A 21,972-nucleotide genomic window follows, 5' to 3' on the forward strand; every position below is an offset into this window, starting at 1 on the left:
AGGGATGTGTCCGAGACCCGTCAAGATCAAGCCACCCCGCCCGAAACGGGCGGGGTGACACGCTCACGGGTCACTTTCCGTGAGCCAAGTGGATCAAGGGAGCGGGAGCTCCGGGTGATCAGACGCGGCCGCGGTCCGCGCGGCGGCGGGCCGCCTCGTAGAGCACGACGCCCGCGGCGACACCGGCGTTGAGGGACTCGGCGCCGCCCGGCATCGGGATGCGCACGAGGTAGTCGCAGTTCTCGCCGACGAGGCGGCCGAGGCCCTTGCCCTCGGAGCCGACGACGATGACGACCGGGCCGGCGAGCGCGTCGAGGTCGTTGACCGTGTGCTCGCCCTCGGCGGCGAGGCCGACGATGGTGATGCCGGCCTTCTTGTAGTCCTGGAGGGCGCGGGTCAGGTTCGTGACGCGGGAGACCGGCGTACGGGCGGCGGTGCCGGCCGAGGTCTTCCAGGCGCCGGCGGTCATGCCGGCGGCGCGGCGCTCGGGGATGACCACGCCGTGGCCGCCGAAGGCGGAGACGGAGCGGACGATCGCGCCGAGGTTGCGCGGGTCGGTGACGCCGTCGAGGGCGACGATCAGCGGGTCGTCGCCGTTGTCGTACGCGGCGGCGGTGAGGTCCTCGGGGTGCGCGTACTCGTACGGCGGGACCTGGAGGACCATGCCCTGGTGGTTGAGCCCGTTGGTCATCCGGTCGAGCTCGGGGCGCGGGGCTTCCATCAGGTTGATGTTGCCGCGCTCGGCGGCGAGCTGCAGGGCCTCGCGGACGCGCTCGTCGTTGTCGATGAACTGCTGGACGTACAGCGTGGTGGCCGGTACACCGTCACGCAGCGCCTCGAAGACCGGGTTGCGGCCGACGACCATCTCGCTGGTGCCCTTGGGTCCGCCGCGACGGGGGGCCGGGCGCCGCTTGGCGGCCTGCCGGGCCATCGCGTTGCTGATGCGGTTCGCCTTGTGCTTCTTGCGGTCCTCGGCCTTGGGCGTGGGGCCCTTGCCTTCCAGACCCTTGCGCCGCTGGCCACCGCTGCCGACCGTCGCGCCCTTCTTGTTGGACGTGCGGCGGTTCCTGCGCTGGCTGTTCCCGGCCATGACTTCTACCTGTTTTCGTTGGTGCTGCGGTATGTACGTATGAAGAGTGTGCCGCCCGGAGCGCCGGGCAGCACACCAAGCTCAGCTGCCCGGGCTCAGCGGGGGCCGAGCGTCCAGCGCGGGCCCGTCGGGCTGTCCTCGATGACCAGCCCGGACTGCTGGAGCTGGTCACGGATGGCGTCGGCGGTCGCCCAGTCCTTGCGGGCCCGGGCGGACTCGCGCTGCTCCAGGACGAGTCGGACGAGCGTGTCCACGGCGCCGTGGAGCTCCTCGCCGCGGTCGGAGCCGTTCCCGCCGTCCCAGTGGGGGCCGAGCGGGTCCAGACCGAGGACGCCCAGCATGGCCCGCACCTCGGACAGGCGCGCGATGGCCGCGTCCTTGTCGTCGGCGGCGAGCGCGCTGTTGCCCTGGCGGACGGTCGTGTGGACGATGGCGAGCGCCTGCGGGACGCCCAGGTCGTCGTCCATGGCCTCGGCGAAGGCGGGCGGGACCTCGGCCGCCGGCTCGACGGGGCCGCCGGCCTTCTCGATGACGCGCTGGTAGAAGCCCTCGATCCGGGCGAAGGCCGACTCGGCCTCGCGCAGGGCGCCCTCGCTGTACTCGATCATCGACCGGTAGTGCGGGGTGCCGAGGTAGTAGCGCAGGACGATCGGGCGCCACTGCTTGACCATCTCGGAGACGAGCACCGAATTGCCCAGCGACTTGGACATCTTCTCGCCGGACATGGTGACCCAGGCGTTGTGGACCCAGTACTTGGCGAACGCGTCGCCGAAGGCCTTGGCCTGGGCGATCTCGTTCTCGTGGTGCGGGAAGATCAGGTCGAGCCCGCCGCCGTGGATGTCGAAGGCCTCGCCGAGGTACTTGTGCGCCATCGCCGAGCACTCCAGGTGCCAGCCGGGGCGGCCGCGGCCCCACGGGGTCTCCCAGGAGGGCTCGCCGGGCTTGACGGACTTCCACATGGCGAAGTCGCGGGCGTCGCGCTTGCCCGTCTCGCCGGTGCTCTCCGGCTGGCGGATGTTGTCGAGCTCCTGGCGGGAGAGCGAGAGGTAGTCGGCGTAGGACTTCACGTCGAAGTAGACGTTGCCCTCGGACTCGTAGGCGTGACCGCGCTCGATGAGGCCGCGCATCATCTCGACCATCTCGGTGACGTGGCCGGTCGCGCGCGGCTCGTAGGTGGGCGGCAGGCAGCCGAGGGCGGTGTAGCCGTCGTTGAAGGCGCGCTCGTTCTCGTAGCCGATGGACCACCACGGGCGGCGCTGCTCGGCGGCCTTCGCGATGATCTTGTCGTCGATGTCCGTGACGTTGCGGATGAAGGTGACCTCGTAGCCCCGGTACTCGAACCAGCGGCGCATCATGTCGAAGTTGAGGCCCGACCGGATGTGCCCGATGTGCGGGGCGGCCTGCACCGTGGCGCCACACAGGTAGATCGAGACACAGCCCGCGGTGAGCGGGGTGAAGTCGCGGATCTGCCGGGCGCTGGTGTCGTACAGGCGAATAGTCACGGCATCCAGGGTAGTGGCCCTGTAGCAGTGCCCCGCGACCCTTTCGGGACCCGGGGCACCTTTGTTGCGCAGATGTGCGGCCGCTACGGGTGTTCAGGCCCGGTTCGTCCGGTACACGAGGGCGGTGGCGATCGCGGCGAGCCCTTCGGCCCGGCCGGTGAGGCCCAGGCCGTCGGTGGTGGTGCCGGAGACGGAGACGGGGGCGCCGGCAGCGGCGGCGAGCGCCTTCTGCGCCTCTTCGCGCCGCTTGCCGATCTTCGGGCGTACGCCGATCACCTGGATGGCGATGTTGCCGATCTCGACGCCCTCGGCGCGGACGATCCGGGCGGCCTCCGCCAGGAGGGTGACACCGGCGGCGCCGGACCACTCGGGGCGGGAGGTGCCGAAGTGCGCGCCGAGGTCGCCGACGCCGGCGGCGGAGAAGAGGGCGTCGCAGGCGGCGTGCGCGGCGACGTCGCCGTCGGAGTGGCCGGCGAGGCCGTCCTCGCCCTCCCACAGCAGGCCGGCGCACCACAGCTCGCGGCCGGCTTCGAAGGCGTGCACGTCGGTGCCGATGCCGACGAGCGGGATCAGCGGGGCCTGCGGACTCTGCGGACTCTGCGGACTCTGCGGACTCTGCGGACTCTGCGGACTAGAAACCATCGGTGGCCCTCCTGCGGGCGAGTACGGCCTCTGCGAGGACCAGGTCGAGCGGGCGGGTGACCTTGAAGGCCTCCTCGTGGCCGGGGATCACCACGACGGTGACGCCGAGCCGTTCCACCATTCCGGCGTCGTCGGTGGCGCCCTCGCCGTCGACGACGATCGCGGCGTGCGCCCGCAGGAGGGTGGCGAGGTCGAAGCCCTGCGGGGTCTGCACGGCGCGCAGCCGGGCCCGCTCGGGCGTGGCGAGGACCGGCTCGGCCTCGCCGGGCTTGCCGGGCTCGACCTCCTTGACGGTGTCGGCCAGGGGCAGCGCGGGCACCACGGCCGGGGCTCCGTCGCGCACGGCCTCGACGACGGAGTCCACGGTGTCCACGGGGACGAGCGGGCGGGCCGCGTCGTGGATGAGCACGGAGGTGACGTCCTGCGGCAGCGCGTCCAGGCCGGCGCGTACGGACTCCTGGCGGGTCTCGCCGCCGGGGACGACGAGGAGCTCGGTCCTTTCGGGCAGCGCGTGCTCGCCCAGCAGGAGGCGCACCTCGGCGGTCTCGGCGGGCGGGGCGACGACCACGACGAGCGAGACCGCGCGGGAGCGGGCCATCGCGCGTACGGCGTGGACGAGCATCGGGGTGCCGCCGAGGGCCCGCAGGGCCTTGGGGGCACCGGGGCCGAGGCGTACCCCGCGGCCGGCGGCCGGGATCACCGCGGCGGTGCGGTGGGGGCGCGTTACGTCAGACATCAGTAGCTCCGAGCCAGGTTTGTGACTTCGGCCGACATGGGTATGGCCTGAAGCGTGCCGGGTGCGACGCCCTCGCCCCTTCCGTGACGACCGGTCGAGCAGGCTGTCCGGGCCCGGCACGCCATCGAGACGGTGGCAGTGTGGTAGTGCAGAAGAGTACGGATACAGACATGCCGCAGCGCCCGGCAACAGGTCTCTTGTGGAGGAGAGACGTTGTCATCGGGCACCGCGGCAGACTGTGCACAGAGGCTGTGCACGGGATGCCTCGCGTCAGGACGCGAGCACCTCGTCGAGGAGGGCCTCGGCCTTGTCCTCGTTCGTGTTCTCAGCGAGCGCGAGCTCGCTCACCAGGATCTGGCGTGCCTTCGCGAGCATGCGCTTCTCACCCGCGGAGAGCCCGCGCTCGCGCTCACGACGCCACAGGTCACGCACCACTTCGGCGACCTTGATGACATCGCCAGAAGCGAGCTTCTCCAGATTTGCCTTGTAGCGCCGGGACCAGTTCGTCGGCTCTTCTGCATACGGTGCGCGGAGCACCTCGAAGACCCGGTCCAGCCCGTCCTGGCCGACTACGTCGCGAACGCCGACGAACTCTGCATTGTCCGCAGGCACACGAACCGTCAGGTCGCCCTGGGCGACCTTGAGCACCAAGTAGGTCTTGTCCACGCCTTTGATCTGACGAGTCTCAATGGCCTCGATCAGCGCGGCCCCGTGATGGGGATAGACCACGGTGTCGCCAACCTTGAACGTCATGTGACAGGTACCCCTTCCGTGGCTATCTAGGGTAACACGAGAACTGACTGTTATGAATGGCGTTTTCGCAGGTCAGGGCACGTCTCGGGGCTTGACAACAGCGACAGGAACGTGCTGCGGAAGGCTTGCGGAAGGGGGTATTCGCAGGTCGGGGGCGCTGCGCGGACCAGGCGAAAGGGCCACGCTACACCTGCCCGGCACCCCCATCAGTGTGACATACGCCCCGTTTTGCCGGTTTTGGAGTCGGGAAACCGAACTACTCCGTTCGACTGGCGGCCGCCCGTGCGGAGCGGGTTCCGGCCCAATCCCGAATTGATCACGAAGTGGTGTTCGGAGGAATCCCGGAAATTGATCACCGGGCATCCGGCGCACGATATGCGAGCGCCGCATGATCGGCGCGGCGAAGAGCACGGCGATGAGCATGCGGAAGGGCATGCGGAATGCAAGATCGCGGGGCACCCGCAGGGCGGCGGCTGCGCTGCGGAGGGTCGGGTGCGGGGGCGGGGCGGCGGCTCGGTAACCTAAGCGCGCTGACACACCCTTAGAGCGGCTTTACCTCGGCCGTTCCGAGCGTCCACCCGTCCCTTCCGTTCGTCCAAGGAGATGCCGCCGCCGTGAGCCGCAGCCTTCGACGCGGCGCCCTCGCCGCCACTGCCGTCGTGTTCTCGATCGCCTCGCTGGCCGCATGCGGTGCGGGCCAGGACGCGCAGACCCTCCAGATCAAGCCGGACAACGCCGCCGCCACCAAGGGCGAGATCGAAGTCCAGAACGCACTGGTGATCACCCAGGGCCAGAAGGGCGAGAAGGGCCCCGCGGTCGTTTCGGCGACGCTCTTCAACAACGGCACCACGGCCCAGACCCTTGACGCCATCACCCTTCCGGGTGGCAAGGGCAAGGTCACGCTGAAGCCGGCCGAAGGCTCCGGCAAGGTCACCGTGCCGGCCCTCGGCTCCGTGGTGATCGGCGGCAAGGGCAACGCCTCCGCCGTGATCGAGAACGGTGCCGCGACCGTCCGGGACGGCGACGTGCAGAAGGTCGTCTTCCAGCTGAGCAGCACGGGCGGCGTCGAGCTGGAGGCCTTCGTGGTCCCCAACACCGGCATGTACGCGCCCTACGGTCCGACCGTGGCCCCGGCCGCCACCCCGGCCGCCGGCTCCACCCCGTCCGGCACCCCCTCCGGCTCCCCGTCGGGCGCGGCCGGCGGTGCGGCCTCGGGCAGCCCGTCCGGGTCCCCCTCGGGCAGCGCCGCCGCGCCGTCGGGTTCTCCCTCGCACAGCGCGGGCCACTGAGCCCGAAGGCGGCGTAGCGCCGTACGCATACGGGAAGGGCCCCCATCCGCATCGGCGGCTGGGGGTCCTTCCCGTTCTGCCGGGAGGCCTTCGGCTTACGGCTCGAACCCCTCCCGCGTGCGCCCCTCGCGCGGCGAGGCCCAGGGGGCCTCACCGGCTTCGCGACGCTGCGCCGGCCTCCGACCGGCCTCCGTACTGCAGGAACGTCTTCGGCTTACGGCTCGAACTTGTAGCCGAGGCCGCGGACCGTCACCAGGTAGCGCGGCGCGCCCGGGTCCGGCTCGATCTTGGCGCGCAGGCGCTTGACGTGGACGTCGAGGGTCTTGGTGTCACCGACGTAGTCGGCGCCCCAGACCCGGTCGATCAGCTGCATGCGGGTCAGCACGCGGCCCGCGTTGCGCAGCAGCATCTCCAGCAGGTCGAACTCCTTCAGCGGGAGGTCCACCTTGCCGCCGGCGACGGTGACCACGTGGCGGTCGACGTCCATCCGTACCGGACCGGCCTCCAGGGCGGCCGGGGTGACCTCCTCCGGCTCGCCGCGGCGGCGCAGGACCGCGCGGATGCGGGCGACCAGCTCCCGCGAGGAGAAGGGCTTCGTGACGTAGTCGTCTGCTCCTATCTCCAGCCCGACGACCTTGTCGATCTCGCTGTCCTTGGCGGTCACCATGATCACGGGAACGTTGGAGCGGCCGCGCAGCTGCCGGCAGACCTCCGTGCCGGGCAGGCCGGGAAGCATCAGGTCGAGGAGGACGAGGTCGGCGCCGTTGCGCTCGAACTCGTCCAGCCCGTCGGGCCCGGTCGCGGCGATGGCGACCTCGAAGCCCTCCTTGCGGAGCATGTACGACAGGGCGTCGCTGAAGGATTCCTCATCCTCGACGACGAGCACTCGGGTCACGGAAGGACCTCCGGGGCAGGAATGGCTGGTGCGGTTCTGGTTCAGGCAGGGGTGGGGTGGGTGTGGGGGGCCTCCGCCGGGGCCGGCGCGGCTGCTTCGGGGAGTCGCAGGGTGAAGGTGGAACCCTGGCCCTCCGAGCTCCAGACCGACACCTCCCCGCCGTGCGAGGCCGCCACGTGCTTCACGATCGCAAGGCCGAGGCCCGTTCCTCCCGTGGCACGGGAGCGGGCCGGGTCCACGCGGTAGAAGCGCTCGAAGATGCGCTCGCGGTCCTTTTCCGGGATGCCGATGCCCTGGTCGGTCACGGCGATCTCGATCAAGTCTCCCCCAGGTGCCGCCACCCTGCGTCCGGCTATGCCGACGCGGGTGCGGGCGGGGCTGTAGTTGACGGCGTTCTCGACCAGATTTCCGAGGGCGGCCGCGAGCTGTCCGCGGTTGCCCCAGACGCGCAGGTCGGCGGTGCCGCCCGCGGCCATGGTGATCTGCTTCGAGGACGCCGTGTGGCGGCAGCGGTCGATGGCCTCGGCGACGAGCGTGTCCACGCGCACGGGCTCGGCGTCCTCCAGCGGGTCGTCGTTCTGTACCCGGGAGAGGTCGATGAGCTCCTGCACGAGGTTGATCAGCCGGGTGGCCTCGATCTGCATGCGGCCCGCGAAGCGGCTGACCGCCTCGGGGTCGTCCGAGGCGTCCATGACGGCCTCGGACAGCAGGGAGATCGCCCCGACCGGGGTCTTCAGCTCGTGCGACACGTTGGCCACGAAGTCGCGGCGTACGGCCTCGATGCGGCGGGCCTCGGTGAGGTCCTCGACCAGGAGGAGCACCAGGCGGGAGCCGAGCGGGGCGACGCGCGCCGAGACCGCGAGGGCCTCGCCGCGGCCGGTGCCGCGCCGGGGCAGGTCCAGCTCCACCTGGCGTATCTCCCCGTCGCGCCGGGTGTCACGGGCCATGTGGAGCATGGGCTCGACGGCGAGCTTGCCGCCGCGGACCAGGCCGAGGGCGTACGCCGCCGAGCTGGCCTTGACCACCGCGTCGCCCTCGTCCAGTACGACGGCGGAGGAGCGGAGCACGGAGAGGACGGTGTCCACGCCGGGCGGGAGCACCGCATTGATGTCGGGGCGCATGGAGCTCCGGGTGGGGCGGGCCTGGTCGCGCTCGCTCCAGCGGAACGCCAGCATCGCGATCACGCCGGTGCAAAGACCGGCGATCGCTGCAGCTGCGGCGACCGCCGCGTTCACGTCCATGGATCCAGGTTAAGCAGGCCCGACGACACTTCCACAGCCGTTCGGGTGGCACCTCGAACAGTCGTCGCCCAGAGTTCACCCTGGGGACGGGGTTGATTCACTTGTGATGCCGGAGTCGGACGCGTTTGCGGCTCACCGTGTCAACGTGGGGCCGAAGGCCGCCCCGGCCCGCCCCGGGCAGTACTGCAGTAGTAGGTCGAGAGAGGGACACGAGACATGCGCGACGCGTACCACGAGGAACTGGACTCGATCGGAGAAGGCCTGGTCGAGATGGCCCGGCTCGTCGGTTCCGCGATCGGGCGGGCCACGACATCCATGCTCGACGCCGACCTGAAGCTCGCCGAGAGCGTCATCGCCGCCGACCAGAAGGTCGACGACCTCCAGCACGACCTGGAGGCCCGCGCCATCGCCCTGCTGGCCCGCCAGCAGCCGGTCGCCACCGACCTGCGCATCGTCGTCACCTCGCTGCGGATGAGCGCCGACCTCGAGCGCAGCGGCGACCTGGCCCAGCACGTGGCGAAGCTCGCCCGGCTGCGCTTCCCGGCCACGGCGGTCCCGCGGGACCTGCACGCCACCATCCTGGAGATGGGTCAGCTGGCGCAGCGCCTGATGGCGAAGGCCGCCGAGGTGATCATCACGAAGGACGTCGACCTCGCCCTCCAGCTGGAGCAGGACGACGACGAGATGGACCAGCTGCACCGCACGCTGTTCCAGCACCTGATGGACGACCGCTGGAAGCACGGCATCGAGACGGCGGTGGACGTGACGCTGCTGGGCCGCTACTACGAGCGCTTCGCGGACCACGCGGTGTCGGTGGCCAAGCGCGTCGTCTACCTGGTGACGGGCGAGCACGCGGACGACCTCCAGCAGCCGACCCAGGTCGACGGGGTCTGACGCCCGGGGCACGCCGAGCCCCAATGCGCCGTTGACGCGCCGGTGGCACTGGGCATGAATGAGGCGAAGGCAGTACGACTCCCTGTACACCGCCTGCGAGGAGGAACCATGCCCGATTCCCCCGTCCCCATCACCCCGGAGCAGGAGCAGCCGCCGCGGCCGGAGCCGCTGCGCCTCCCGCTGCTCGCAGCATGCGGCTGCGGCTCGGGCTGCGGCTGCGGCTGCCAGTCCGGCGCCCCGTGCCAGTGCGGCGGCTGACCGCCGCCGTCACCGGCTCGACGCACGCGAAGGGCCCCGTCCGAGTTCCTTCGGCCGGGGCCCTTCGTGCGTCTCCGGAGGGGCCCATGGGCTGGACGTACTCTCCTCGGGTGAACGACTTCCCCTGTTTCTGCCTCATCTGCGCCCCGACCGAGTTCGGCGGGCCCCCGTCGGAGGAGCGGGACGCCCGCACCACGAAGAACGTCGCGGACTACGGCTGGCACGTCATGGGCGTGGCAGGCGGTGACTCCCCCGGCGACTGGGCCTACTCCATCGGCCTCTGGCACACCCTGCGCAGCCCCGAGGTGAGCGTGTTCGGCCTGTCCTCCGAGACCGCGATGCGCGTGGCGAACGTGGCGGGGGCGGCGATCCGGGGCGGCAATCCGCTCGGGCCGGACCAGCGCCGGGACGACGTTCTCGACGGCTTCGACGTGATCGTCCGGCCCGTGCACCCCAGCTGGTACTACGACTTCTTCGGCGCGGGCATCGACTTCTACCAGACCCCGCCCCTGCCCATCATGCAGCTGTTCTGGCCGGACAGGGAGGGGCGCTTCCCCTGGGAAGAGGGGGCGGGCGAACACTGCCGCACGAGCCAGCCCCTGCTCTGGATCCCGAAGGAGGAGAGCGCCGGCCCGTGGACCGAGGTCGCCTGAGGCCGTCGGGGCCCGCCGCGCACGCGTCCGGCCCGCAGGCGCCGCCCGCGGGCTCGCGGCCGATCGGCTCAGGGCCGAGGGTGCAGCGGCACGGGCAGCCGGTCGAGCACGATGGCGAACTCGGTGCGGTAGGCGGCCCGTACCTCCTCGTCGGTCGCCAGCTCCTCCTCCGTGCGGTCGCCGTCCGCCGAGGTGGCGATGAGGGTGTGGTCCCGCAGGGTGATCCGGCCGCCGTCCTCGGTGAGGCGCGAGCACACCGGGCCCTTGGTGAAGCCGGACTCCGGACTGGTGCGGTGCCACCAGGCGCCGGTCCGGAAGTCGGCGAGCACGCGGGGGCGGGTCTCCAGCCGGTACACCGGCACGCCGTCGTGCAGCACATCGAGGTCGCCGCCGGCGCCCTCCCCGTCGGCCCGGGCCGGCCGGACGAGGAACACCCCGCCGGGATCCTTCTGCTCCCCCGGCTCGTCCAGGTCGAGCGGGTGTGCGGTGTGGTCGCCGAAGCCCACGTCCGCGAGCCAGCGCCCGTCGACGCGCAGCGCGAGGTGGTCGTACGGGACGCCCAGCGCGCCGTCCTTGCCGTACACGCGGGCCTGGAGGAGTTCCACCCGGTGGCCGAGAGCGCCCAGCAACTCGGCGAATCCGGCGTTCAGTTCGTAGCAGATGCCGCCGCGCCGGGCGGTCACGATCTTGTCGAAGACGGCGTCCCGGGTGAGCACGAGGTCCTCGCCCAAGTGGATCGACAGGTTTTCGAACGGCACGGTGCGCAGGTGGCGCAGGTGCAGTTCGCGCAGCGAGGCGGCCGTGGGCCGGGCGGGGCGCGCCGCTCCCAGGCGGCGCAGGTAGGCGTCGGTGCGGGCGGTGCCGAGAGGTTCCATGGCCGCCACTCTTGCGACCGCCCGGCCGCCGCGCCATGCGCCATTGGACCTAGGCCCGCCGTCAGCCCGGCCCGGCCCGCAGAGGGCCCGGCTCTGAGGGGCAGCATCAGGCCTGATCATCTCCTCGCCAGGCGCTCCGTACCCTGCGCCATGCCTCGATGAGATCGGGGAGCTGATCCAGAAGGGACCGGGCCGCATAGATCCCTGCCGAACCGAGCCCGGCCATGCCGAGCATGAGGAGTGCAATACCGTCCACGCGATCCGCCACTCTCGTCCAGTGGTCGAACCAGCCCAACCGAGAGCTCAGTCCGACCGCATCCGGTCTGGGTCCTGAACCTCGGTTGCTCTCCAAGGCGAAGCACTCGTTGCATGCCCGCGTTGGAAGGCTCGTGCTCCCGCAAAGCGTAGCGACAAGAGGATGTCGGCGGAGCGGCTTTGGGCGGAAACCGCCGCCGTCCACCTGCCCCCGTCGCCGGTACGAGTTCGAGCCCGGGTCCGGCCGCAAGCCCGTCGAGGTCAAGACCGGGCGCCACGGATCCGGGCTCCGCTACCGAGCTCGGTTCGTGCGCGGCCCGATCGCCTTGGGGCCGCGTCGACGTGGACGCGATCGATCGGTGCTGCCGGACGCAGGGGAGAACGTAAAAGCCCTGGCTGAATACCTGGGCCACACGGATCCGGGCCTCACCCTCCGGGTGTACGCACATCTGATGCCCACCAGTAGAAGCCGAACGATGCGGGCGATATAAGCGGCGCACCACTCATCGCGAAACAAATCGACACCACTAACGCGGACATTAATCAGGGAAAAATGGGGGCTCGGAAATCAGGCGGGAAATGCTCGAAATTCATGCTCCGCGAACCGCTGGTCCCCGCGACTAAGCGCCACCCTTCGCCATGGGTGCGCCAGCTTATGCAGGGTTTCGCCACCCCAGGTCAGGCCGCGAGGCGGGGGTCGACTCGCCGAGGCTCACCGAGGCACATCACCGCCTACCGAGGCCCACCGAGACTCACGATCACCGACTCCATTTAGGCAAGGCGCCGCCATTCACCAGGGAATTTGCGGGTCCTATCAGGCTGTGAGTACAGTTTCAAACGCGGAAAAGGCCGCCTCTGGCAGGAGGCGGCCTTACGTTCCATCTCCGCGTCCAATTTGTCCTGTATCCAGCAGAACTGACCGCTCAACGGAAGGAATCCATGTTCTCACAGCGTGGGCTGAGGATCGACGTCCGAGTACGGGAACTACCGCTCGTACTCCTCGGCGCAGGTGGCGCGGCGTTGGCCGGCTCGGCCGGCGCACCGCCCGAACTGGTGGCGCCCGTCGCACTCCTCGTGGCACTCCAGCTCTCGTTCAAGCGGCTGTAGCACGGCCCGGAGACGCCCCCCGCGACAGAAGACAGCCCCCACCTGCCGAAGTCGGCAGGTGGGGGCTGTTCCGTGCGTTCGGGTTACTTCTTGCCCTGGTTCTTGACGGCCTCGATGGCGGCCGCGGCCGCGGCCGGGTCGAGGTAGGTGCCGCCCGGCTTGAGGGGCTTGAAGTCGGCGTCCAGTTCGTAGACGAGCGGGATGCCGGTCGGGATGTTCAGGCCCGTGATGTCGGCGTCCGAGATGCCGTCGAGGTGCTTGACCAGACCGCGCAGGGAGTTGCCGTGCGCGGCGACCAGCACCGTGCGGCCGGCCAGCAGGTCCGGGACGATGCCGTCGTACCAGTACGGCAGCATGCGCTCGACGACGTCCTTGAGGCACTCGGTGCGCGGACGCAGCTCGTTCGGGATCGACGCGTAGCGCGGGTCCTCGGACTGCGAGAACTCCGTACCGTCCTCGAGGACCGGCGGCGGGGTGTCGTACGAGCGGCGCCACAGCATGAACTGCTCCTCGCCGAACTCGGCGAGGGTCTGCGCCTTGTCCTTGCCCTGGAGCGCACCGTAGTGGCGCTCGTTCAGGCGCCAGGAGCGGTGCACCGGGATCCAGTGGCGGTCCGCGGCCTCGAGCGCGAGCTGCGCGGTGCGGATGGCGCGCTTCTGGAGGGAGGTGTGCAGGACATCGGGCAGCAGGCCGGCGTCCTTCAGCAGCTCACCGCCGCGGACCGCCTCCTTCTCGCCCTTCTCGGTGAGGTTGACGTCCACCCAGCCGGTGAACAGGTTCTTCGCGTTCCAGTCGCTCTCGCCGTGGCGGAGGAGGATCAGCTTGTACGGTGCGTCGGCCATGCGTACGAGCCTAATGGACGGGCGGGGGGCGCTCGCGCGCGAGGCGGGGCGGTCCTCCGATTGACGTCGCACGTCAATCGAGTGGCGCCCGGAGGCCCGTCACTCGTAATGTGCCCCCTGCTCAAGCGACACTTACGCCTCGGGGGGATCCCTTATGTCCGCTGCCAGTCTGAGACGGGCCGCCCGGGAGAGCGTCTCGGGTCTGCCCCGCGCCTTCTGGTGGCTCTGGACGAGCACGCTCGTCAACCGGCTCGGGGCCTTCGTCGCCACCTTCATGACCTTGTACCTGACCCTGGACCGGGGCTATTCGGCCTCCTTCGCGGGACTCGTGGTCGCCCTCCACGGGCTCGGCGGTGTCGTCTCCTCGCTCGTCGCGGGCGTGATGACCGACCGGCTGGGGCGGCGCCCCACGCTGCTGGCGGCCCAGGCCTCGACCGCGTTCTCGGTGGCGCTGCTCGGCTTCATGGAGCACCCGGCGGCGATCGCCGCGGTGGCCATGCTCGTCGGCATGACCTCGAACGCGTCCCGGCCGGCGGTCGCGGCGATGATGGCGGACATCGTCCGCCCGGAGGACCGCGTACGGGCCTTCGCGCTCAACTACTGGGCCATCAACCTCGGCTTCGCCGTCAGCGCCACGGCGGCGGGAGTGATCGCGGAGTACAGCTACCTGGCCGGCTTCCTGGGCGAGGCGGCGCTGACGCTGACGTGCGCGGTGCTCGTGTACGTGAAGCTGCCCGAGTCCCGGCCCGAAGGCGGGCCCGGCGCGCCCGCCACCGCCGGCAAGGCGGCCGCGGCCGGGGCCACGACCGGGGCGGAGCCGGCGATCGGGCTCGGGAGCGTGCTGCGGGACGGGCGGTTCATGAGCGTGGTCGGGCTGTCGTTCCTGATCTCGCTGATCTTCACGCAGGGCTCGGTCGGCCTGCCGGTCGCGATGGGCGCCGCCGGGTTCTCCCCCGGGGACTACGGGCTGGTGGTGGCCGTGAACGGGCTGCTGATCGTGCTGCTGCAGATACCGGTCACGGCGTTCATCGAGCGCCGCGACCCGCAGAAGCTGCTGGTGGTCTCGGCACTGCTGGCCGGGTACGGGTTCGCGCTGACGGCCTTCGCCGGGCCGGTGTGGGCGTACGCGCTGACGGTGTGCGTGTGGACGCTTGCGGAGATCGTGAACTCGCCGACCCAGATGGGCCTGGTCGTGCGGCTCTCGCCGGTGCACGGGCGCGGCCGCTACCAGGGGGTCTACAACCTGTCCTGGGCGGTGGCCTCGCTGGTGGCGCCGCTGATGGCCGGCTTCGTGATCGACCGGTACGGGGCGGATTGGCTCTGGGGGGCCACGGGTGTCCTGGGGACGGTGGCGGCGGCGGGGTACTGGCTCCTGATGCGGAATCTCTCCGAGGGCGATGCGGGTACGGGTGTGGCCGTGGCCGGTGGTGCTGCCGCAGCGGGAGACAAGCCGCTTCCGGCTGCCACGGAGGCGTAACGCGGCCTGCGCCGCTGCTGGGGCTCCGCCCCGGACCCACGCCTCGAACGCCGGCGGGGCCACCTGTCAGGACGGCTGTGTCAGGTGTTTGAACGCGTCGAGGTTGAAGGTCGGTTCGCCGCGGGAGACGCGCCATTCGTACTCGCGGCGGATCGCGCTCGCGAAGCCCAGTTCCAGCAGGGTGTTGAAGGAGCCGTCGGCCGCCTCCAGGACCGTGCCGAGGAGGCGGTCCAGTTCCTCGGCGGTGACGACCGAGAGCGGGAGCCTGGCCGTCAGGTAGATGTCGCCGAGGCGGTCCACCGCGTACGCCATCCCGAACAGCTTGAGGTTGCGCTCCAGCAGCCAGCGGTGGACGCCCGCCTCGTTCTCGTCGGGGTGGCGGATCACGAAGGCGTTGACCGACAGCGAGTGGCGGCCGATCCGCAGCGAGCAGGTGGTGCTCAGCTTGCGGGTGCCGGGGAGCTGGACGACGTACGAGCCCGGCTCGGGGCTCTCCCAGCTCAGCTCGGCGCCGTTGAGCGCGCTTTCGATGATCCCGGCGGTGTCAGCGTCAGCCATGGTGGGAGCGTACGCGACGGCGGTGATCATGCATGGCTCCCGTGTAGACGTCGGCCGTGCCGCTCGCCGCGGTGTCCCAGCCGAAGAACTGCGCGTGCCGCGCCGCGTCGGCGCCCATCCGGTCCGCGAGCCCGGGATCGTCCACGAAGCGCCGCAGCTCCCGCGCGTAGTCCACCGGGTCGTGCCCGGGTACGAGGAGCCCCGTGACCCCGTCGTTGACGGCGACGGGCAGTCCGCCGACCTCGGCGGCGAGCACCGGCGTGCCGGCGGCCTGGGCCTCGATCGCGACGAGCCCGAACGACTCGCTGTACGAGGGCATGACCAGCACGGACGCTGCCCGGAACCAGTCCGCGAGCCCGTCCTGCGCCACCGGCGGGTGGAAGTGCACGAGGTCGGCGATGCCGAGCTTCGCGGCGAGCTTCTGCAGGCCCTCCGGCTTGGCGAGGCCGCTGCCGCTGGGGCCGCCGACGACGGGGACGAAGAGGCGGCGGCGCAGCGAGGGATCCCGGTCGACCAGGACGGCGACGGCGCGCAGCAGGATGTCGGGGGCCTTCAGCGGCTGGATCCGCCCGGCGAAGAGCGGGATGACGGCGTCCTGCGGCAGACCGAGGCGGGCGCGGGCGGCGGCCCGGCCGTCGCCGACCGTGAAGCGGTCGAGGTTCACGCCGGGGTGGACGACGGCCACCTTGCCGGGGTCGGCCTCGTAGTGCCGGACGAGCTCGTCGGCCTCCTCGGCGGTGTTCGCGATGAGCCGGTCGGCGGCGGCCACGATCTGGGTCTCGCCGATGACGCGGGCGGCCGGTTCGGGGGTGTCGCCCTCGGCCAGCGCCGCGTTCTTGACCTTGGCCATGGTGTGCATGGCGTGGACCAGCGGCACGCCCCAGCGTTCGGCGGCGAGCCAGCCCACGTGGCCGGAGAGCCAGTAGTGGGAGTGGACCAGGTCGTAGTAGCCGGGCCGGTGGCCGGCCCAGGCCTGCATCACGCCGTGGGTGAAGGCGCACAGCTGGGCCGGGAGCTCCTCCTTGGCGAGGCCTTCGTACGGGCCCGCGTCCACGTGCCGTACGAGGACTCCGGGGGCCAGCTCGACCACGGGCGGCAGCCCGCCTGTGGTGGCCCGGGTGAAGATCTCGACCTCGATGTTGATCGCGGCGAGCCGTTTGGCCAGTTCCACGATGTAGACGTTCATCCCGCCGGCGTCGCCGGTGCCGGGCTGGTGCAGCGGCGAGGTGTGCACGCTGAGCATGGCCACGCGGCGCGGCTTGCGGTGGTGGCCCACGGCCGGCAGGCGCAGGCGCGGCGGCTCGTGACGGGTGGCGCGGGCGGCGGCGAGACGGCCACTGAGGCTGCCGCCGAGGCGGGACACGTACTGGCTCAAGGGAGCAGTTCCTCTCGGCTCGGACGGTGCGCGCACAAGACGCTCGGACGGCAGGGCGGACGGCGTGACTGGATGGCATACCGACGAGGGCGCGGGAGGCGCCCTGCAAGGAGTGCAACCCGGATGGCGGCCCCCCGCATTCCGGGGTCTCCGGTTTTCCTTGCGGTTTCCCCGTTTTTCTCGGGGCACCGCCGGATTTTCATGCGGCGCGTGCACTCCGCTTACCCTCGGCTCATGGCCTCCCGCACCACCCCGCCCACCAGCCGCGCGCCCGGTCGCGTCCCTGGCCGCCCCGTGGGCTCGGTGACGCGCGGGACGACGAATCCGAACCGGTTGCGCCGGATGGACCGCTGGATCGCGGCCACGCACGGGGCCGCGCTGCGGCGCGCGGAGGCACCGGTCGCGGTCGACCTCGGCTACGGCGCCGCGCCGTGGACGGCGGTCGAGCTGCTGGCCCGGCTGCGGGAGGCGGCGCCTCGGGTGCGGGTGGTCGGCATCGAGATCGAGCCCGCGCGGGTGGCGGGGGCGAAGCCGTACGAGCGGGAGGGGCTGAGCTTCCGGCACGGCGGCTTCGAGGTTCCGCTGGACGGCGGGGCGCGCCCGGCGCTGATCCGCGCGGCGAACGTGTTGCGCCAGTACGACGAGGAGCAGGTCGCGGAGGTGTGGGCGCGGCTGTGTGCGCGCCTGGCCCCGGACGGGCTGCTGGTGGAGGGGACCTGCGACGAGATCGGGCGGCGGCACGTGTGGGTGGCGCTGGGCCCGGAGGGGCCGCGCACGGTGACCTTCGCGACCCGGCTGGGCTCCCTGGAGCGCCCCTCGGACCTGGCGGAGCGGCTTCCGAAGGCGCTGATCCACCGCAACGTGCCGGGCGAGCCGGTGCACGCGTTCCTGCGCGACTTCGACCGGGCGTGGGCGGCTGCGGCCCCGTACGCCTCTTACGGAGCGCGGCAGCGGTGGATCCGCACGGCGCGGGCGCTGGCCGTCGACTGGCCGCTGGCGGACGGGCCGGGACGGTGGCGGCAGGGGGAACTGACCCTGCGCTGGGAGGCGTTGCGCCCGGTGGGGTGAATGCGGTGCGGTGGGGAACCGGGGATGCGGGCGGGCCGTTGATCCATGAGGGGCGGGACACGGCGTCCGTTGGGGCGGACAAGATCGGAAAGACCACAAGGCTGTCGGAATTCATCGACTCGTGGCACCATCCCGATGGCAGTGAGAAGTTACTGATGAATAGTCAGATCTGATACGAGGTCTGACCCGGGTGCCTGGGGGGACCATGGGGGCCGTAAGGCGACGACGTGGCGCAAGCTCGCTCGTGCTGCTGTGCGCGATGGCGATACTGACGGCGCCGGGTCTCGCGACGGGCATGGCGAACGCGGCACCGGCCGCACCTGCCTCACCGGGCGCGCCCACTGCGCCCGCCGCACCCGCCTCTCCCGGGGATCGCGCCGCTCCGCTGCCCGGGCCGGGCGGGAAGTCCCTCGAGCAGGTCCGCAAGGACATCGAGGAGCTCTACCGGCAGGCGGGCACCGCCACGGACGCCTACAACCTCGCCGAGGCCGAGACCAAGACCCAGTCGGAGAAGATCGTCGAGATCGCCAACCTGGTCGTCGCCGGCCAGGAGCGGATCACCACCCTCAAGAGCCGTGCGGGCGCGGCCGCCCGCGCCCAGTACCGCTCGGGCGGACTGCCGCCGGGCGCGCAGCTGGCGCTGAGCGACAGCCCGGGCCAGTTCCTCGACGGGGCGGGCCGGCTGCGGCAGGGCGAGAAGGCCACCTCGGACCTCCTCTCCGAACTCGGCCGGACCCAGAGCGACTTGCAGCGCTACGCCCAGGAGGCGAGTGACCGCTGGAAGACGCTGGAGGCCAACCGGGTCAAGCAGGAGGACTCGAAGAAGCAGATCGAGGAGAAGATCAAGGCGGCGGAGGAGCTGGAGAGCAAGCTGGAGGCCGAGGAGAAGGCCCGGCTGATCCAGCTGGAGCAGGAAGCCCAGTACAAGGCGCAGACCGCTTGGCTGTCGACGGGCGCGATGAAGGACGTCAACGGCAAGGCGACGGACGCCGGCAAGCGGGCCGTTCAGTTCGCCACGGCGCAGATAGGCAAGCCGTACCGCTGGGGCGCCGTCGGCCCGGGCTCGTTCGACTGCTCCGGCCTGACCTCGCAGGCCTGGCTGGCGGCGGGCCGCGGCATCCCGCGCACCTCGCAGGAGCAGCTGCGGCTGCTCCCGAAGGTCGCGCTCAAGGACATGCGCCCCGGCGATCTGATCATCTACTTCGACGACGCGAGCCACGTCGGCATGTACGTCGGCGACGGCGCGATGGTCCACGCCCCGCGCCCCGGCCGCAACGTGACGATGGCGGGCGCGGGCTCGATGCCGATCAAGGCCGTGGTCCGCCCCGACGCGTAGCCCCTCGCGGGGAGCCGAACCGTCACTCCCCCGGCCCGCGCCCCGGCCCCGATCCCGCCCGGGCCGCGGCCGGACCCCCGGCCGCCTGAGCCCCGGCCGCCAGGCCCGGGCCAGGCATGCCCGGGCCTTTGGCCGCATGCCGGCCACGGGCTGGACACCGGCCGGTGCGGGGCCCTGGCGCGGGCGCCGCCGGCCGTACGCCGGCCAGGGCTCGCCCGTTCGCAGGCGGGCCGCGGACCGGGCTTCGGCTGGGAGCGTGGGGGTCGACCGTGGGCCGGGAGCGGGGCGGCCTCGGTCACGGCGGCACAGGCCGTGCGTCGGCCAGGGATCGGGCCGGAGGCCCTCGCCTGCGGCCGGCCGGACACGGGCGAGGCCGAAAGAACGGGGCTCCGCCCCGGACCCCGGTCCTCAAACGCCGGACGGCCGAAATGGAGCCCCGCCGGCGTTTGAGGCGTGAGGCAACCAAGCGGGTGTGTCGGACGTCTCGTTAGGCGGGACGGATCCCGACCCCCGCCGTGACCTTTGTCATCCAGTGAGGACGTTTTTCCCCCGCGATAACGGCATATGCCGGAGGCCCCGACGAAGAACGGCATTCCGCTCGCCGGGCCGGGACCGCTAGGGTCTGCCGGACGAGCGCACCCTCGGGGGGAGGGAAGGAACCGGAGACGATGTCCGTACCCGTACCGCGGCAGAGGAACACCCCGGCCACGGAGGGCGGTCAGGCCGTTCTGCACACCGCCGCACCGCCCGCCGCACCGCCCGCCGCCACCGCCACCGCCGTCGCGCAAGCGACTCCGCAGGCGACCCCGCAAGCCACCCCTCACACGATCCCGCTGACCCTCCTGGTCATCGAGGACGACCCGGCCGGCGGCCTCACCGTCCCCGAGATCCTCGACGCCGACGGCCACCGCATCCGGCTCCGCACCGCCCGCAACCTCACCGAGGCCGAGCGGCTGCTCACCCCCGACGTGCACTGCATCCTGCTCGACCTGTCCCTCCCGGACGCCAGTGCCCGCATGCCGGGAGTACCGGCGGCACCGGCAGCGCCGGGAGCGGCCGGCTCCGCCACGGCCACCGCCGTGGACCGGCTGGCGGCCCTCCGCCAGGTGCTGCGCATCGCGCCCCGGCACGCCGTCCTCGTCCTCACCGGCGAGGACGACGCCGAGCGCGCTGCCGAGGCCGTCCGCGTCGGCGCCCAGGACTTCCTCTTCCGGGACGAGCTGGACGGCCGGCTGCTGAGCCGCGCCATCCGCTACGCCGTGGAGAGAAAACGGGCCGACATCGCCCAGTACAAGCTTGCAGAATCGAAACTGCGCGCCCAGGAGAACGCCCGCCTCGAACGCGGCCTGCTCCCCACACCGCTCCTGGAGGGCTCCGACCTCCGCTTCGCCGCCCGTTACCGCCCCGGCCGCAGCCGGGCCCTCCTCGGCGGCGACTTCTACGACACCGTCCGCACCCCCGACGGCACCGTCCACGCGATGATCGGCGACGTCTGCGGCCACGGCCCCGACGAAGCCGCCCTCGGCGTCGAGCTCCGCATCGCCTGGCGCGCCCTGACGCTGGCCGGCCTGTGCGGTGACGACCTGCTGTCCACCCTCCAGGAGGTGCTGGAGGTGGAGCGCCCGAACGAGGAGATCTTCGCGACGCTGTGCACGGTCGACATCGCGCCGGACGGCCGCCGCGCGGGCCTGTGCCTGGCCGGCCATCCGGCCCCGCTGATCTCACGGCCGGGCCGCCGCGCGCGACTGCTCCCGTACGAGAACAGCGGCCCGGCCCTCGGTCTGCTGCCCCGGGCCCGCTGGCCCCGCCGCCAGGTCGAGCTCGGCGGCAGCTGGAGTCTGATGCTCTACACCGACGGCCTCATCGAGGGCAGGATCGGCGAGGGCAAGGAGCGGCTGGGCCAGGACGGCATGGTCGAGATGATCAACCGTCACCTGGACCGCGGGCTGAGCGGTGAGGGCCTGCTGGAGGCCTCCGTCACCGAGGCCCGCCGCCTCAACGGCGGCGAGCTCACCGACGACGTGGCCGTGGTCCTGCTCTCCCGCGCCGAGGGCTGACCGCCGGGCGGGTAAGCCCGGCGGTCCGGGCGGGGGCTACCGCCCGCCGTTGTAGGGCCCGTACGGGCCGTCGCTGCTGCTTCCGCCGCGCCGGCCACCACGACCGCCGCCCGAGACCTGCTTGAGGGCGGGGCGTACGTCGACGAAGAACACGATGGTCGCGACGAGACCGGCGATCTGCAGGAAGAGCATCCCCAGGAACACGTCCACCACGACGGTGATGCCGAGGATGACCAGCCAGAAGGTCTTGGTCTGCTTGTCGGCCGCCCGGTACGCGTCCTCGCGCGCCAGCAGCGCGAACACGAAGGCCGCGACGGCGAGCAGCAGCATGGCGTACCCGAACAGCGGGAGCACGCCCCGATCGAACCCGTCCATCAACATCGCTTCGACCGCCTTCTCATGCCTCTGCTTCGCACTTCCGATGCCGCACGACTCGACGCTACCGGCACGGGCGCCCTCACGAACTTCAACGGGCCGGGCCCCTGAAGGGTGCCCGGCCCGCCGTCGCTCATGCCGTTCCGGTTCAGCTCGCGTCGTCCGCGGTGACGGCGGCCTTCTTGGCCGAGGTCCTGCGCGCGGTGGACTTCTTCGCGGCCGGCTTCTCCTCGCCGGCTGCCTCGGCCACGGGCTCCGAGTCGGCAGCCGGCTCCACCGCCACGGCGATGTCGACGATCTCCTCGGAGAACTCGCCCCGCCAGGTCCGCACGGCCTGCTCGCCGTGCTCGGCGACCTTGTCGTACGTCTCCTTGGCGCGCACCGCGTACTCCGCGGCCACGCCCACGCCGCGCAGCGCCAGGTCCTGGGCGGTCTCCCCTAGCTTCTTCGGGTCGATGGCGCCGAACACCTCGGCGACCTTGGCGGTGAGCGCCTCCTGCACGGCCTTCGGGTCCGTGTTCTTCACGGCCTCGATGCGCGCGGGGGCCTCGGCGCGCAGCTGCTCGATCAGCTCGGGAACCTTCTTGGCCTGCTGCACGGCCAGGTCGGCCGTGCCGGCGGCGAAGTAGAGGGGGGTGGGGTCGGTGAGGGTCTTCTTCAGGTCATCGGCGATGGCCATGTGCTGGTCCTCCCG

General features: G+C 71.6%; 21 protein-coding genes and 1 pseudogene. 9 read left to right on the forward strand and 13 right to left on the reverse strand.

Going from position 1 to position 21,972, the window contains the following annotated elements; genetic code table 11:
• Positions 1-118: 118 nt before the first annotated feature.
• The 5 genes from rlmB to OG332_RS19850 all read right to left on the reverse strand — a co-directional run bounded on the left by rlmB (position 119) and on the right by OG332_RS19850 (position 4,723).
• Positions 119-1,090 carry a 23S rRNA (guanosine(2251)-2'-O)-methyltransferase RlmB gene (gene rlmB, locus OG332_RS19830; RefSeq protein WP_327414744.1) on the reverse strand — a complete coding sequence of 324 codons (972 nt, stop codon included), beginning with the start codon at positions 1,088-1,090 and terminating at the stop codon, positions 119-121.
• A gap of 95 nt (positions 1,091-1,185) precedes the next feature.
• On the reverse strand, positions 1,186-2,592 hold the full coding sequence (gene cysS / locus OG332_RS19835; protein ID WP_327414745.1) for a cysteine--tRNA ligase: 1,407 nt from the start codon (positions 2,590-2,592) through the stop codon (positions 1,186-1,188).
• A gap of 93 nt (positions 2,593-2,685) precedes the next feature.
• Positions 2,686-3,234 (reverse strand): 2-C-methyl-D-erythritol 2,4-cyclodiphosphate synthase, encoded by a 549-nt coding sequence (ispF, locus tag OG332_RS19840; RefSeq protein ID WP_327414746.1) that lies wholly within the window; start codon positions 3,232-3,234, stop codon positions 2,686-2,688.
• A complete protein-coding gene (gene ispD / locus OG332_RS19845; RefSeq protein ID WP_327414747.1) occupies positions 3,224-3,970 on the reverse strand; it encodes a 2-C-methyl-D-erythritol 4-phosphate cytidylyltransferase in 747 nt (248 codons plus the stop codon). The genes ispF and ispD overlap by 11 nt, the downstream gene beginning before the upstream one ends.
• A 270-nt stretch (positions 3,971-4,240) precedes the next feature.
• Positions 4,241-4,723 carry a CarD family transcriptional regulator gene (locus OG332_RS19850; protein ID WP_003953493.1) on the reverse strand — a complete coding sequence of 161 codons (483 nt, stop codon included), beginning with the start codon at positions 4,721-4,723 and terminating at the stop codon, positions 4,241-4,243.
• 614 nt (positions 4,724-5,337) lie between these two features.
• Here OG332_RS19850 and OG332_RS19855 point away from each other — a divergent pair.
• The gene (locus OG332_RS19855) at positions 5,338-6,012 is read left to right on the forward strand and encodes a DUF461 domain-containing protein (protein ID WP_327414748.1); all 675 of its coding nucleotides are present in this window, start codon (positions 5,338-5,340) and stop codon (positions 6,010-6,012) included.
• Between the two features lie 214 nt (positions 6,013-6,226).
• Here the strand turns inward: OG332_RS19855 and OG332_RS19860 are convergent, their stop codons facing one another.
• Entirely contained in the window at positions 6,227-6,907 is a 681-nt protein-coding gene (locus OG332_RS19860; protein ID WP_030387286.1) for a response regulator transcription factor, read from the reverse strand.
• A pseudogene (locus OG332_RS19865) lies at positions 6,904-8,148 on the reverse strand (sensor histidine kinase). The gene OG332_RS19860 and the pseudogene OG332_RS19865 overlap by 4 nt, the downstream one beginning before the upstream one ends.
• Positions 8,149-8,364: 216 nt before the next feature.
• Here OG332_RS19865 and phoU point away from each other — a divergent pair.
• From phoU to OG332_RS19880, 3 genes are all read left to right on the forward strand, one after another.
• The gene (gene phoU, locus OG332_RS19870) at positions 8,365-9,042 is read left to right on the forward strand and encodes a phosphate signaling complex protein PhoU (protein WP_327414750.1); all 678 of its coding nucleotides are present in this window, start codon (positions 8,365-8,367) and stop codon (positions 9,040-9,042) included.
• A 108-nt stretch (positions 9,043-9,150) separates the two neighbouring features.
• The gene (locus tag OG332_RS19875) at positions 9,151-9,300 is read left to right on the forward strand and encodes a hypothetical protein (RefSeq protein ID WP_167344738.1); all 150 of its coding nucleotides are present in this window, start codon (positions 9,151-9,153) and stop codon (positions 9,298-9,300) included.
• A gap of 110 nt (positions 9,301-9,410) precedes the next feature.
• On the forward strand, positions 9,411-9,953 hold the full coding sequence (locus OG332_RS19880; RefSeq protein ID WP_327414751.1) for a DUF4262 domain-containing protein: 543 nt from the start codon (positions 9,411-9,413) through the stop codon (positions 9,951-9,953).
• A 68-nt stretch (positions 9,954-10,021) separates the two neighbouring features.
• Here the strand turns inward: OG332_RS19880 and OG332_RS19885 are convergent, their stop codons facing one another.
• Positions 10,022-10,828, reverse strand: coding sequence for an arylamine N-acetyltransferase family protein (locus OG332_RS19885; RefSeq protein WP_327414752.1), 807 nt, complete (start codon positions 10,826-10,828; stop codon positions 10,022-10,024).
• Positions 10,829-12,022: 1,194 nt separating this feature from the next.
• On the opposite strand from OG332_RS19885, the gene OG332_RS19890 reads away from it, so the two are divergent.
• Positions 12,023-12,190 (forward strand): hypothetical protein, encoded by a 168-nt coding sequence (locus OG332_RS19890; protein WP_327414753.1) that lies wholly within the window; start codon positions 12,023-12,025, stop codon positions 12,188-12,190.
• 83 nt (positions 12,191-12,273) lie between these two features.
• On the opposite strand, the gene OG332_RS19895 is transcribed toward OG332_RS19890, so the two are convergent.
• A complete protein-coding gene (locus OG332_RS19895; protein WP_327414754.1) occupies positions 12,274-13,032 on the reverse strand; it encodes a phosphoglyceromutase in 759 nt (252 codons plus the stop codon).
• A 154-nt stretch (positions 13,033-13,186) separates the two neighbouring features.
• Here OG332_RS19895 and OG332_RS19900 point away from each other — a divergent pair, with 154 nt between their 5' ends.
• Positions 13,187-14,509 (forward strand): MDR family MFS transporter, encoded by a 1,323-nt coding sequence (locus tag OG332_RS19900; RefSeq protein WP_327414755.1) that lies wholly within the window; start codon positions 13,187-13,189, stop codon positions 14,507-14,509.
• Between the two features lie 66 nt (positions 14,510-14,575).
• Here the strand turns inward: OG332_RS19900 and OG332_RS19905 are convergent, their stop codons facing one another.
• Both OG332_RS19905 and mshA read right to left on the reverse strand, forming a co-directional pair.
• Positions 14,576-15,067, reverse strand: coding sequence for a YbjN domain-containing protein (locus OG332_RS19905; RefSeq protein ID WP_327414756.1), 492 nt, complete (start codon positions 15,065-15,067; stop codon positions 14,576-14,578).
• Positions 15,060-16,442, reverse strand: coding sequence for a D-inositol-3-phosphate glycosyltransferase (gene mshA, locus OG332_RS19910; protein ID WP_442816181.1), 1,383 nt, complete (start codon positions 16,440-16,442; stop codon positions 15,060-15,062). Before mshA ends, OG332_RS19905 begins: the two co-directional genes overlap by 8 nt.
• Positions 16,443-16,676: 234 nt before the next feature.
• On the opposite strand from mshA, the gene OG332_RS19915 reads away from it, so the two are divergent.
• From OG332_RS19915 to OG332_RS19925, 3 genes are all read left to right on the forward strand, one after another.
• Positions 16,677-17,510 carry a class I SAM-dependent methyltransferase gene (locus tag OG332_RS19915; protein WP_327414757.1) on the forward strand — a complete coding sequence of 278 codons (834 nt, stop codon included), beginning with the start codon at positions 16,677-16,679 and terminating at the stop codon, positions 17,508-17,510.
• Positions 17,511-17,715: 205 nt separating this feature from the next.
• On the forward strand, positions 17,716-18,846 hold the full coding sequence (locus OG332_RS19920; RefSeq protein ID WP_327414758.1) for a C40 family peptidase: 1,131 nt from the start codon (positions 17,716-17,718) through the stop codon (positions 18,844-18,846).
• 668 nt (positions 18,847-19,514) lie between these two features.
• Positions 19,515-20,903 (forward strand): PP2C family protein-serine/threonine phosphatase, encoded by a 1,389-nt coding sequence (locus OG332_RS19925; protein WP_327414759.1) that lies wholly within the window; start codon positions 19,515-19,517, stop codon positions 20,901-20,903.
• A gap of 36 nt (positions 20,904-20,939) precedes the next feature.
• Here the strand turns inward: OG332_RS19925 and OG332_RS19930 are convergent, their stop codons facing one another.
• On the reverse strand, positions 20,940-21,284 hold the full coding sequence (locus OG332_RS19930) for a DUF2516 family protein (RefSeq protein WP_327414760.1): 345 nt from the start codon (positions 21,282-21,284) through the stop codon (positions 20,940-20,942).
• Between the two features lie 142 nt (positions 21,285-21,426).
• Positions 21,427-21,957, reverse strand: a complete 531-nt coding sequence (locus tag OG332_RS19935) for a hypothetical protein (protein ID WP_327414761.1) — start codon at positions 21,955-21,957, stop codon at positions 21,427-21,429.
• Positions 21,958-21,972 lie beyond the last annotated feature (15 nt).

The sequence above is a fragment of the Streptomyces sp. NBC_01233 genome (assembly GCF_035989305.1).
Taxonomy (GTDB): domain Bacteria; phylum Actinomycetota; class Actinomycetes; order Streptomycetales; family Streptomycetaceae; genus Streptomyces.